Annotated in this window: 7 protein-coding genes; 2 read left to right on the forward strand and 5 right to left on the reverse strand. The window is 66.3% G+C overall.

Going from position 1 to position 12,854, the window contains the following annotated elements; translation table 11 throughout:
* Window positions 1–35 precede the first annotated feature (35 nt).
* Both VIN30_RS01555 and VIN30_RS01560 read left to right on the forward strand, forming a co-directional pair.
* Window positions 36–2,630, forward strand: coding sequence for a YhgE/Pip family protein (locus VIN30_RS01555; RefSeq protein ID WP_338208727.1), 2,595 nt, complete (start codon window positions 36–38; stop codon window positions 2,628–2,630).
* Complete coding sequence (locus VIN30_RS01560) at window positions 2,627–4,801, forward strand: YhgE/Pip domain-containing protein (RefSeq protein ID WP_338208729.1); 2,175 nt, start codon at window positions 2,627–2,629, stop codon at window positions 4,799–4,801. Before VIN30_RS01555 ends, VIN30_RS01560 begins: the two co-directional genes overlap by 4 nt.
* A gap of 250 nt (window positions 4,802–5,051) precedes the next feature.
* Here VIN30_RS01560 and VIN30_RS01565 read toward each other — a convergent pair whose 3' ends face one another.
* The 5 genes from VIN30_RS01565 to VIN30_RS01585 form a co-directional block, all read right to left on the reverse strand.
* The gene (locus tag VIN30_RS01565; RefSeq protein WP_338208731.1) at window positions 5,052–6,356 is read right to left on the reverse strand and encodes a GTP-binding protein; all 1,305 of its coding nucleotides are present in this window, start codon (window positions 6,354–6,356) and stop codon (window positions 5,052–5,054) included.
* A 149-nt stretch (window positions 6,357–6,505) separates the two neighbouring features.
* Window positions 6,506–7,951, reverse strand: a complete 1,446-nt coding sequence (gene hydG / locus VIN30_RS01570) for a [FeFe] hydrogenase H-cluster radical SAM maturase HydG (RefSeq protein ID WP_338208733.1) — start codon at window positions 7,949–7,951, stop codon at window positions 6,506–6,508.
* A 117-nt stretch (window positions 7,952–8,068) separates the two neighbouring features.
* A complete protein-coding gene (gene hydE, locus VIN30_RS01575) occupies window positions 8,069–9,127 on the reverse strand; it encodes a [FeFe] hydrogenase H-cluster radical SAM maturase HydE (protein WP_338208735.1) in 1,059 nt (352 codons plus the stop codon).
* Window positions 9,128–9,215: 88 nt separating this feature from the next.
* On the reverse strand, window positions 9,216–10,928 hold the full coding sequence (locus VIN30_RS01580) for a [FeFe] hydrogenase, group A (RefSeq protein ID WP_338208738.1): 1,713 nt from the start codon (window positions 10,926–10,928) through the stop codon (window positions 9,216–9,218).
* Window positions 10,922–12,760, reverse strand: a complete 1,839-nt coding sequence (locus VIN30_RS01585; protein WP_338208740.1) for an NAD(P)-binding protein — start codon at window positions 12,758–12,760, stop codon at window positions 10,922–10,924. The genes VIN30_RS01580 and VIN30_RS01585 overlap by 7 nt, the downstream gene beginning before the upstream one ends.
* Between the last annotated feature and the right edge of the window lie 94 nt (window positions 12,761–12,854).

Consider the following 12,854-nt stretch of genomic DNA (forward strand, 5'->3'; position numbering starts at 1 on the left):
AGCCGCCCATTCATGAGCCGCGGGATAATTTTTCCATGCTGAGGCGCGTCTGGACATATCTTTCGGTTATCTTCGCCATTTTCGCGCGGGACGTGCGCCGGGTGGCGCGCAACCCCGTGGCGCTGCTGGTGGTGCTGGGTATGGCGATTATCCCCTCGGCCTACGCCTGGTACGTAGTGGCTGCGAATTGGGACCCTTACGGCAACACCGCCGCCATGAAGGTAGCCGTGGCCAACGAAGATACCGGCTTCGAAAGCGCCGAGACTGGCAAGCTTGACGTAGGCGCCCAGGTGGTGGCCGACCTGCACGACAACCACGACCTGGGCTGGGAGTTCACCGATGCCGACAGCGCCGTGAACGGCGTGTACGAGGGGCGCTACTGGGCCGCCATCGTGATCCCCGCCGATTTCAGCCGCGACTTCGCCAGCGTGCTGACGGGCGATTTCACCCAACCCACCCTGGACTATTATGTGAACGAGAAGCCCTCGTCCATCGCGCCAAAGGTGATGGATGCCGGGGCCAACGCCGTCGAGAAGGCCATCAACGAGAACTTCGTGAAAACTGTAGCGGAGAAGGTGGTGGAGACCACCCAGGACGCTGGCGACTACGCCGAGGCGAAGGCCGACGACGCCGAAGGCAGCTTGACTGCGGGCATCCGCAGCGCCCACGCCACCGTGGGCGAGGCGCGCACCACCATCACCGGCCTGCAGGACACGGTGAGCGCGACCCGCGATGCCGCAACCAAGGCCGATGCCACGCTGGCCAGCCTGCAAGAAAAGATACCCCATCTGCAGAAGGCCGTCGACGAATCGCAAACGCTGTTGGAACAGACGCGCGGCACCGTGAGCAGCTACGGATCGTCGCTGGCCCAGCAGGCCACCGACAGCGCCTTGAAGCTGGGCGAGGCTGCCACCCAGGCCCAGCGTGCCCTGGGTACGGTCACGGCGGCTGTGAACCAAGCCCATACCGACACGACAGCGGCGCTCGCCGAGGCCAACGCCCTGCTGACTGCCAACCAAAAACTCGTGGCCGACCTTGAGGCCCAGGCCGCTGCCTCGCCGAGCACCGCCCTGACCCAGGCGCTTGACGAAGCCCGCGAGGCCAACGCCAAGCTGACCGCCACCGTGACGGCCTTAAGCCAAGCCAACGACGCCCTGGCCTCCACGGCCACCGGTCTGGAATCGGAAGCGACGGCGGTGGACGAGGCGGCGCGTACCGGGGCCGCCACCATTCAGCAGACGGCCGCCACCTTCCAATCGACCATTCTGCCCTCCATCACCAGCAGTCTGGACAGCTTGGTGAACGCCTGCGGCACCCTGAAGGGGGCACTGGCCGGGCTTGCCCCCTCGCTGGCCGAGGCGCGGGCGGTGCTGCAGGAGCTGAACAGCACCCTGGGCAGCTCGCTCACCTCACTCGGCTCCACCGCGGAATCGCTGACCGGCATGGAGGACACCCTGGCCCGATCGCTGTCCGACCTGGAGGCGCTGCAAAGCTCCGCCACCGTGGAGCAGTTGGCCCGCTACCTGAAGGCCGACCCGGCCGACGTGGGTGCCTTCATGGCCGCCCCCGTCACGCTGGACACCCAGCTGGTGTACCCGGTGAAGAACTACGGCAGCGGCGTGGCGCCGTTTTTCACGAACCTGGCGCTGTGGGTGGCCGGCTTCGTGCTGATGGCCATCGTGAAGATGCGCGTGGACCCCACAGGTCTACCGCGCTTCACCGCCACCCAGGCCTACTTCGGGCGCTGGCTGTTCTACGTGGTGGTGGGCCTGATCCAGGGCTTCATCTGCTGCGCGGGCGACGTGCTGATGGGCATCCAATGCGAGAGCCCGGCGGCCTTCATCGGCGCCGGGCTGCTGACGGTGTTCGTGGATGTGAACCTGATGTATGCCCTGGCGTACGCCTGTCGCCACATTGGGAAGGCCCTGGCGGTTATCCTGCTCATCATGCAGATTCCCGGTTCGTCGGGCATGTTCCCCGTGGAAATGATGCCAGCCTTCTTCCAGGCCATTCACCCCCTTCTGCCCTTCACCTACTCCATCGACGCCATGCGCGAGGCCATCGGAGGGTTTTATGGGCTGAACTACCTGAAGGACATGCTGTTCTTAGGCCTGGTGTTCGTGCCACTGGGCTTTCTCATCGGCCTGGGCATCGGTCGGTGCGACTTCAACCTCACCCTGATGTTCGACGAGAAGCTGCGGGCCACCCACCTGTTGTTGGCCGAACCGGTCACCTCGACCGCCGCACAGAACGCCGCCAACAGCCCCGTGCGCTTCCGCATGCGCACCCTGATGCGCGCCCTGCTTGACACCGAGGCCTTCCGCACGAAGCTGGCCGCCCGCGCCGAGCGCTTCCAGCGCCTGTACCCACGGCTGCGCCGGCTGGGTTGGGTGGCACTGGTGGCCCAACCCCTGATCACCTTCGCCGTGATGGTGCTGGTGCACGCCGACGTGGACACGCGTGTGGAAATGCTGGTGGCCATGGTGGCGGGCATCATCGTGGTGGACCTGTACCTTATCGTCATCAGCTATCTGAACACCAGCCTGGCTCATCAGCAGGCCTTGGCGAACTTGAGCCTGGACGATCTGCAGCAGAAAGTCTCCCAGCGGGCAGGCGGTGATGCCTCATGAGGATGATCGGCGCCATTTTCGCCGGCGATGTGCGCAACCTGTTCCGCAACGTTATCGCCGCCATCGTGGTGGTGGGCCTGGTACTGGTGCCTCCGCTGTACGCGTGGTTCACCACCCTGGGCTTCTGGGACCCGTACGCGAACACGGGCAACATCAAGGTGGCCGTGGCCTCAGTCGACGAGGGTTACCAATCCGATCTCATACCCACCCGCATTAACGCGGGCGAGCAGATTATCAGCACCCTGCGGGCTAACGACCAGTTCGACTGGCAGTTCGTCAGCGAGGATGAGGCCATCGAGGGCGTGAAGTCGGGCGCCTACTACGCCGCCATGGTGATTCCGAAGTCGTTTTCCGCCGACCTGATGACGGTGTTCTCAGGCCACATCACCGACTCGAAGATCGTCTACTACAGCAACGAGAAAGAGAACGCCATTGCCCAGCGCGTTACCTCCACGGGTGCGTCCACTCTGCAGGAGACCATCGATGAGACGTTCACGAAAACCGTGGCCTCGGTGGCGCTCGACACCACCTCGTCGCTCACATCGTTCATGAGCGGTGAGGGCATTCTCACCTACGGGCGCACCCTGGTCGCGCGCATCGACGGCGCCGTGGCCGAGGTGAGCGCCGCCGCCGACCAGGCCACCTCCTACGCCGACCTCATGCAGTCCACCGCCTCGCTGGTGAACGCCACCTCCGCCATGCTGGACGAGGCGGGGAAGGCGCCCGATGCCACAGCGCCGCTGATAGGCGAGGCCCGCGATGCACTGGACAGCTCGCAGAAGGCCCTCGCCGGTGCCACCGATGCGGCTGACGAGGCCTTGAAGAACGCCAACGACAGCTACGATGCCGTAACCCAGGCCGTGAACCAGGCTTTTGTCTCCATGAAGAACGATCCGGCTGCGGCGAAGGCCGTGCTGCAGGCCGCCCGCGACGACGTGCAGGGCCTGCAGAGCGCCTACGCCACCATGCGCGACCAGGTGGCAGCCGTGGCGCCGGGCAGCGCGGCCGCAGTGGCCATCAACGCCGCCATCGCCGACCTGGGCACGCTGGATGCCAGCCTGCAAGACGCCGAGAACGCCATCGGCGGCGATGCGCAGACTCTGGAAGACGCCCGCGCCAAGGCCGAACAGGCCCTGCAGCAGGCCCACGACACGCTGAACCAATCCCAAAGCACCTATCGCGACCAGCTGAAGGGCGAGCTGGAATCCCTGGCCACCAGCTTAGGCCAGGTGGGCGACGACACCACCTCGCTCGCCCAGTCGCTGCGCGACACCGCCACGGGCCTCAGCTCCTCGGCCGGCTCGCTGGGCAACAGCCTTTCCGCCGCCGAAAGCTCGCTGCGCACCACCGCCGACACGCTGCACCAGGCCGCGAACGACCTGGCCCAGGCACGTGACGACCTGCAGCACGCGCTGGACACCGGCGACATTAACGAGGTGCGTCGCATCATCGGCGACAACCCCGACGCCATCGCCCAGTTCCTGGCCGCGCCCACTCACCTCGAGCGCCACGCCGTGTACGCCATGGCCGACAACGGCAGCGCCATGAGCCCCTTCTACACCTCGCTCTGCCTGTGGATCGGCGCCATTTTCATGGTGGCGCTCATGAGCGTGCAGGTGCCTGTCGAGCAGCAGGAGGCGCTCGGGCAACGCTACGGGCGCCGCCCCACCCAAGCCGAGCTGTACCTGGGCCGTTACGGCGTGTTCGCGCTGCTGGGGCTAGCCCAGGCACTTATCGTGGGCCTGGGCAACGTATTCTTCCTGGGTGTCGAATGCCAGCACTTCTGGCTGTACCTGGCCGCATGCTGCCTCACCTCGGTGGTGTGCACGAACCTGGTGTACACCCTGACGGTGTCGTTCGGCAACATCGGCAAGGCCATCGCCATCATCGGGCTGGTGCTGCAGCTGGGCGGTGCCGGCGGCCTCATGCCCGTGCAGATGCTGTCCAGCCCGCTGTTCCAGGCCATCTATCCCTGGCTGCCCTTCGCTCATTCCATGCCCGCTCTGGAGGGCGCCATGGCCGGCATCTACGGCAACCACTACCTGGCGCAGATGGGCCTGCTGGCCGCCTTTCTGGTACCCAGTCTCATCCTGGGCCTCGTGCTACGCCGCCCCGTCATCCGCCTGAACGACTGGTTCCTCCGCAAACTGGACGAGACGAAGTTCCTCTAGCGCCTGCCGTGCCTTCCCTTGACTTAGGTTGCGGAATTCGCCAGTCGTGACAATTCCGGGCGTGTCCGTGCGCATTTTGCGACTTATATAGACGCTCGAAACGCTGAGAGCGGCTATTGAGCCTATATAAGTCGCAAAACGTGCAGCACCGCCTCTTCGAATGTCTATATAAGTCGAGAAACGTGCGCCAAGAGGGCTCTTTCTGTCACCGACAGACTTCGCCGAGCGGAACGAGAGCGTAGCGAGACCGTTAGGAGAGGGGCTTAAGAGCGCGGTTGAGGATATTGTGGGCGCGAGCGATGACCATGCCGTAGTTGGTGATGGGAACGCCCTGGTGGCGGGCGCGCTGGATGCGGGAGGCCATGTCGCGGGCGTTCAGGGTGCAGCCGCCGCAGTGGACAACGGCGGCATAGGAAGCCAGGTCGTCGGGGAAATCGCGACCCGAGGTGAATGCGAACTGCGGGTTCGCGCCGCTGATCTCGCGAATCCACTGGGGCAGCTTCACCGTGCCGATGTCCTCACAAGTACGGTGGTGGGTGCAGCCCTCGGCAACGAGCACCATGTCGCCGTCGATCAGGTTCTCCAGGGCGCGCACGGCCCGAAGCTGTGCGGGCAGGTCGCCCTTGTAGCGGGCCATGAGGATGGAGAACGACGTGAGCGGCACCGATGCCGGCAGGAGCTCGACCACGCGCCCGAACGCCTGGGAATCGGTCACCACCAGGCGCGGCGGGCACGTCAGCGTGCCCAAAAGCTGGGGCAGTCCCTCGACGCTCGTGGCGCAGGGGAAGGCGCCGGCTTCCAGCGCGTCGCGCAGCACCTGCTGCTGAGGCAGGATGATGCGGCCCTTGGGCGCAGCAGAGTCCAGCGGGATGACGAGCACCACTACATCACCTGGTGCCAGTAGATCGGCCACCAGGCGGCGCTCCCCCGCCGTGCCGGCGGCCAGGGCGGCGAGGACATGTTTCAGGTCGCCCAGCCCCTCTCCCGTCCGCGCCGATACGCGCACACGGGCGCTCGGGGCAGAAGCACGGTCGCTTTCGCAGGACACCACGGCATCGCGTCCGACGCTCTCCCGAGCATCGCCGATGTTCGATTCGCCCTCCACCGCGAGTGGCAAGGACAGCGAAGGATCCCCGTCGCCGGGGCGCTCGCTTTCCGCAAGCAAGTCGGTCTTGCTCTCGGCGACAACGTAGGGGATGTGTCTCGCTTGGAAGGCGGCAAGGAGCTGGTCGTCGAAAGAGGTGAGACCGCGAGCGGCGTCCACTACCAGCACAGCCACATCGGCCTCGTTCAGTGCAGCCTCAGCCCGCTGAACGCGCAGGTCGCCCACGTCGCCAGCATCGTCGATGCCCGGAGTGTCAACGATGAGCACCGGGCCGGCGGCCGCCAGTTCCATGGCCTTGCGCACCGGGTCGGTGGTGGTGCCGGCCACATCGGACACCACCGAGACGGTCTGGTTCGCCAATGCGTTCACCAGGCTTGACTTACCGGCGTTGCGCACCCCGAAGAAGACGATGTGTGTGCGCTCTCCGGAGGGGGTATCGTTTAGAGACATGGGGCTCCTTTGGGTTGGGGGAATCCTTCGGCTCCGCGGGGCGGGCGCCCTGCGCTCCGCTCAGGATGATGCGGGAGGGGGGCGGAATCGCACCCTTATGTCATCCCGAGCGGAGGCCGTAAGGCCGAAGTCGAAGGATCTCAGGGTGGTTAGAAGCGGAAGTCGCGTTCTCCGGCGCGAATGCGAGCGAGACAGTCGGCAGCCACAGCGCGCCGACGGTCGTCGGGGACGCGGGCGAGCTCGGCGTCGATCATCTTCCATCCCTTCTCCGCCACGGCAGGACTGGCGTAGTCGCACAGGTACTCACCCAACGTTAGCAGGGCGTTCGGCACGCAGAAGCTGCTGATCTGCCCGCTCTTGCAGAACTCCATGAAGCGGTCGCCCGTGCGGCCGGCGCGGTAGCACGCGGTGCAGAAGCTGGGAATATGCCCCTCGTCCATCAACCATCCCACCACTTCGTCCAGCGTGCGCGTATCGGACACGTCGAACTGCTCGGTGTCGCGCGGCCGCTGCTCGTCGGTATAGCCGCCCACGCTGGTACGACTGCCGCCGGAAATCTGCGACACGCCCAGCTGCAGCGCCCGCGCGCGCAGATCGGCCGCCTCCCGCGTCGAGATGATCATGCCCGTATAGGGTACGGCAATGCGAATGAGCGCGATGATCTTCTCGAACATCTCGTCGGGAATGCCGCCTTCAAAGGCACCAGGATCGATGTCCATGGCCGGCTGCACCCGGGGCACGCTGATGGTATGCGGCCCCACCCCGAACACCGCCTCCAGATGCTCGGCGTGCATGAGCAGCCCGGCGAACTCGTAGGCGTAGCCCTCCAGCCCGAACAGCACGCCCAGCCCCACATCGTCGATGCCGGCGGCCATGGCCCTATCGTGGGCTTCGGTGTGCCAGGCGTAGTCGGCCTTGGGCCCGGTAGGGTGCAGCGCCTCGTAGCGCGTGCGGTGGTAGGTCTCCTGGAACAGGATGTACGTGCCGATTTCCGCCGCCTTCAGCTGGCGGTACGCGTCCTCGGTGGTGGCAGCGATGTTCACGTTCGCACGGCGGATGGCGCCGTTTTCATGTTTGGTGGAGTAAATGGTCTGGAGGCTTTCCAAAATGTAGTCCAGCGGATTGTGACGCGGGTCTTCCCCCGCCTCCACGGCCAGGCGCTTGTGGCCCATGTCCTGCAGGGCCACCACCTCGGCGCGAATCTCCTCCTGGGTGAGCTTGCGACGCGGAATGTCGCGGTTCTTTGCATGATAGGGGCAGTACAGGCAGCCGTTCACGCACCAGTTGGAAAGGTACAGCGGCGCGAACAGCACCACGCGGTTGCCGTAGTAGGCCTGCTTGATATCGCGGGCGAGCTGGCGTATCTCGGCGTTCACCGCGGCATCGTCGCACGCCAGAAGTACGCTCGCCTCGCGGTGGGTGAGCGTTGTGCCGTGGTCGTGGGCCGGCGCCAGGTTGGCGCGAGCCTTCTGCAAAATGGAGCGCGCCAGAGCGGCGTCGTTTTTGTGCGCCTCGGCATAGGCCAAGGTGTCGAGGATTTCCTCGTGATTGATGAACTCGTCGGCATGGGGTGAGCGCACATCATAGCGAGTCATGAGGGTTCTCTTTCATGGGACAAACAGCGGGCACGGGAGGGGAATCGGAAGCGACCAGACGGACCGGCAAGGAGCCCGGCGGAAGGGATGCTCGCCGCCCGGAAGTCGCAGGGAACTCTAGCTGGAAGAAGCCCTGGGGTCCCCGCGGTCCACCACGAGGCGCCGCCCCAGGGATACGAGCTTCGCCGCCAGGTCGGCCCACTTGCGAGCCGCACCGGCCGACGAGCAGGGCTTGCCGTCGTAGAGCGCGTAATCACCCTGGAGCTCGGGTGGCGACACGTTCGGCATCACGACGTTGGCCCCGGCGAGGATGCCCTTCTCGCGGCCGTCAGGCGCGAGCGCCTCCAGAGCCGTCGTGGCCGGCAGCAGCACTGCGGGTCGCATAAGCCGAATCAGGGAAAGCAGGTAACAGGTGAGCTCTACCGTGCCGCCCTCTTCGTTCGCGAAGGGAGTCCCGTGATGGGGAACGAAGGGACCGATGCCGCACATCTCGGGTTTGAACTGCTCCATGAACTTCAAATCGGCGGCGATGCGGGCCGGCGTTTGGAAAGGCGAGCCTACCATGAAGCCCACGCCCACGGCGTAACCGAGCGCGCGCAGGTTTCTCAGGCACGCCATGCGGGCATCGAAGCTCATGGGGGCGGGATGCAGCTGCCGGTAATGGGCGGGGGTGGCGGTCTCGTGGCGCAGCAGGTAGCGATCGGCACCCGCCTCCCTCAGACGCCGGTAGCTGTCGCGCGACCGCTCTCCCACCGACAGCGTAACCGCGCAGCCGGGAAACGCCGCCTTCAAATCGCGCACCAAGGAGCACAGCCACGCATCGGTGAGGACCGGGCTCTCCCCTCCCTGGAGCACGAAGGTGCGAAAGCCCGCGCGCCAGGCCTCCTGGGCGCAGGCCATAACCTGCTCGGCGCTCATCCGATAGCGCGCACAATCTCGGTTGCTGCGCCGGATGCCGCAGTAGTAGCAGTCGTTGCGACACACGTTGCTGACCTCGATGAGCGCGCGGGCGAACACGGCGTCGCCGTACACGCGCTCGCACGCCTCGCGAGCGCGGCCGGCCAGCTCGGCGGCCAGCGCGGGCGTGCGGGCGGCAACAAGCCGCTCGTATTCGTCCGCGGAAAGGGAGCGCCCGGCAGCCAAGCTTTCGACGAGCGACGTTACGTTATCTGCCATGGCGCATCCTCCTTTCCGAAATGCAGGGGGCGGGACGCCGGCGTTGCTTCCCGTCCCGCCCCTTCAGCGGGTTTGCCCGCCCTCGTTGCTAGATCTGCCACATCTCCTGATCGGTGTGCAGCCATTCGTGGGCCGTGTGGGAGAGCGGCTCGCCGATCCAGTCGGCATACAGCTGCGCGATATCGGGGTTCTCGTGGGAATAACGCAGGGTGTCGCCGGCGTCCAGGCGGTTCAGCACGCCCGCACGGTCGCTGGCCAGCTCGCAGTTGAATGCGATGGGCTGGCCGCCACCGCCCACGCAGCCGCCGGGGCAAGCCATGATCTCGACGAAGTCGAAGGCCGCCTCACCCGACTCCAAGGCATCCAGCAGCTTCGCCGTGTTTTCCAAGCCGCTGGCCACGGCGATGCGCACCGTGGCGTCGCCCACCGTCAGCTCGCGGGAAATCCACGGGGTCTCCGGCGTGGCATCGGTGGTGTCGCACACGCTGAAATCGGGGTTCTCGCCGGTGATGAGGAAGGCCGCCGAGCGCAGGGCCGCCTCCATCACGCCGCCGGTGCGCCCGAAGATGGTGGCTGCGCCGGTGGACAGCCCCAGCGGGTTGTCGAAGGGGGTCTCGGTCAGATTCGCGCAGTTCACGCCCACCATACGCAGAAGGCGGTTGAACTCGCGCACCGTGAGCACCGCGTCCACGTCGGCATCGGCCTCGGTGGCCAGCTGGGGCACGTCGCACTCGTACTTCTTCGCCACGCAAGGCATGATGGACACCACGAACAGGCGCTTACCCGCCTCGGAAGCCTCGGCCGCCAGGGTATTCTTCACCACGGCGCCCAGCATCTGATGGGGCGATTTGGCGCTGGAAAGCTGAGCGGTGAACTGGGGATAGTGCAGCTTCACGAAGCGCACCCAGCCCGGGCAGCAGCTGGTGAACATGGGGCGCGGCTTGTCGGACCCCAGGAATTCCACGAACTCGCTGCCCTCTTCCATAATGGTGAGGTCGGCCGCGAAATCGGTATCGAACACCTTGTCGAAACCCACGGCATGCAGGGCCGCGGCCAGACGACCCGGGGTGGCCGCCTCGCGGGAAAGCCCCACGCCCTCGCCCCAGGCGGCGCGCACAGCCGGCGCCACCTGCACCACGGTTTCCACGGTCGGATCCAGAATGGCATCCATGATACGGCTCACGTCGTCGCGGGCGGTAAGGGCAGCCGTGGGGCAGTGGGTGATGCACTGGCCGCACAGCGCGCAGCCAGCATCGGCAATGGGCAGATTGTCGCGCACGATCACCTTCATCGAGGGGCCGGTGCCGGTGAAGTCCCACACGCCGCAGTGCTGCACCTTGTCGCAGATGGCCACACAGCGCATGCACTTGATGCACTTGCTGCTATCGCGCTGCAGCGGGAAATCGGCATCCCACGGCTTTGGCGCGGGCAGGGCCTCGCCGGCATCCTGCAGGTTGAACCGGCTTGCCAGATCGCGCAGCGCGCAGGTGTCCTGACGCACGCAGGTGGCGCACAGCGCCCGATGGTCGTCCATGATAGCCTGCAGGTTCGCCCGGCGCGCCGCAGCCACCTGCGGGGTATCGGTGCGCGCCACCATGCCCTCGGCTGCAGCGGTATTGCACGCCGCCACCAGGCCCGCACCTTCCACGTCCACCAGGCACACCCGGCACGAGCCGATGCAGTTCAGGTCCTTCAAATAGCACAGCGTGGGAATGTTAACGCCCGCGACCGTGGCGGCCTCAAGCAGCGTGGAGCCCTCGGCCACCTCCACTGCGCGGCCGTTCAACGTGATGGTTACCATGCCTCAAGCCCCCTTCCGGTCAGCGCGCCTATGCCGTACACGTCGCAACGCAGGCAGCGGCGGCACTCCTGAGCCGCCTCCTCATCGGTTATCGGAACCTCCACGCCCTCGAAATCGTGCTTGCGCTCGCACGCCGGGCGCTCGGCTACCTGCACGCGGCCGTAGGCCGTCCGATCGTTGGGACGTGCCGGTGGCACGGTGGCGCCGCAGTCCAGCTCGTGGTGGAACCCAAGCTCGTGATCGATGTTGGCCGCGGCCGTCTTGCCCGCGGCGATGGCCATGATGACGGTCTTGGGACCCCACTGGCAGTCGCCGCCCACGAAAACGCCGCTGAGGCCCGGGGCCCGCAGGTACTCGTCGGCGCACAGGTACGTCCGGTCGTGCTCCATGCCGAACTCGCTGAACGGCGCGCACTCGATAGCCTGGCCGACGGCGATAATGATCAGGTCAGCCGCAAGCCGCACTTCCGGCCTGCTGGCAGCCACGGGAGTGGGGCGGCCGCCACGCACCGCACCGATGCGCTGGGGCTGGCAGACGAGAGCCGTAGCCTGGCCACCTTCGCCTACCTCGATGCGAGCCGGCGCCTGCAGGCACATCATCTCGACGCCCTCGGCCATGGCGGCCTCCACCTCAGAGGGCAGGGCGGTCATGTCCTCCAGTCGGCGACGATAGGCCACGGTCACCGAGGACGCATGGGCCCGAATGGCCGTGCGGGCGCAGTCCATGGCCACGTTGCCGCCGCCGATGACCACCACGTTCTTGCCCGTGAAGTCGGGGTAACGCTCGTCGCCGATAGCCTCCAGCACATCCACCGCGCTCATGACGCCGGCCGCGTCGGCGCCTTCGATGGAAAGCGTCTTGCCACCTTGCGCGCCAACGGCCACATACACGGCATCGTATTCCTCGGTCAGTTCTTTCATCTGGTCCGTCTGTATATCGCAGCCCGTGCGCACCTCGATATCGCCGGCATTCAGCACCGCGCGAATATCCTCATCCAGACGCTCGCGCGGCAATCGGTACGAGGGAATGCCGTAGCGCATCATGCCCCCCAAACGGTCGCGGCGCTCGTACACCACCACCTTATGCCCCATCAGAGCCAGGAAGTAAGCGCAAGTAAGGCCAGAGGGACCGGCGCCCACCACAGCAACGCGCTTGCCGGTGGCGGGCAACGGCGCGGGGGTCTCCACGGCATCGGCGGCCATAGTGTCCACGATGTACTTCTTGATGCCGCGAATGTTCACGGGCGCGTCCACCATGGTGCGGCGGCAGCGCTCCTCGCACGGATGCTCGCACACCAGGGCGCAGGCCGTCGGGAACGGGTTGTCCTTGCGAATCATCTTCACGGCCTCGGCCGCGCGGCCCTCCTCGGCCAGGGCGATGTAGGCCGGCACGTTCACGTGAGCCGGACACTGGGTAACGCAGGGCACCGTCTGACGCGTGCCGGGCGCGCACTCACCCGCCCCAACATGGCTGGCGAACTCGTCGGCGAAGGCGTCGAGCCCGGCCAGCACCATCGCACCCGCCTGCCAGCCCACCGCGCAGTCAGCCGTGTCGCGCAGCAGCGTGGCCTTGGCGCGAATCGCATCAACCGTCGCCTTGGTGGCACGGAACTCCGCCACGTCGCGCAGCAGCGCCGCGATCTTCGGCATGCCCTGAGCGCACGGCGTGCACTTGCCGCACGTCTGCACCATGCTCGCCTGCAGCTGCCCCAGCACCATCCCCACCGGGCACTGCCCCGGCGGCATGGCTTCGACGCGGCGCGCGAACGCCTCGACGAACTCTCCCATCCGCCCGTCGGCTCGCGCCGCGGGTTCTACCGTTAAACGCCCCATAGCTCTCTCTTTCCTGTTGAGGATCAACTGATACAAGGTAACGCGCGCCGTATTTCCAATTGGTAACATACGCCCCGCACGGCACCTCTCAACG

This window comes from Adlercreutzia wanghongyangiae, from assembly GCF_035989245.1.
GTDB classification, from domain to species: domain Bacteria; phylum Actinomycetota; class Coriobacteriia; order Coriobacteriales; family Eggerthellaceae; genus Adlercreutzia; species Adlercreutzia wanghongyangiae.

What these genes read in the sequence shown, in the direction of transcription:
- hydG (WP_338208733.1), bottom strand. Translation starts at nt 7,951, where the DNA reads ATGACTCGCTATGATGTGCGCTCACCCCATGCCGACGAGTTCATCAAT.
- VIN30_RS01560 (WP_338208729.1), top strand. Translation starts at nt 2,627, where the DNA reads ATGAGGATGATCGGCGCCATTTTCGCCGGCGATGTGCGCAACCTGTTC.
- VIN30_RS01565 (WP_338208731.1), bottom strand. Translation starts at nt 6,356, where the DNA reads ATGTCTCTAAACGATACCCCCTCCGGAGAGCGCACACACATCGTCTTC.
- hydE (WP_338208735.1), bottom strand. Translation starts at nt 9,127, where the DNA reads ATGGCAGATAACGTAACGTCGCTCGTCGAAAGCTTGGCTGCCGGGCGC.
- VIN30_RS01585 (WP_338208740.1), bottom strand. Translation starts at nt 12,760, where the DNA reads ATGGGGCGTTTAACGGTAGAACCCGCGGCGCGAGCCGACGGGCGGATG.
- VIN30_RS01555 (WP_338208727.1), top strand. Translation starts at nt 36, where the DNA reads ATGCTGAGGCGCGTCTGGACATATCTTTCGGTTATCTTCGCCATTTTC.
- VIN30_RS01580 (WP_338208738.1), bottom strand. Translation starts at nt 10,928, where the DNA reads ATGGTAACCATCACGTTGAACGGCCGCGCAGTGGAGGTGGCCGAGGGC.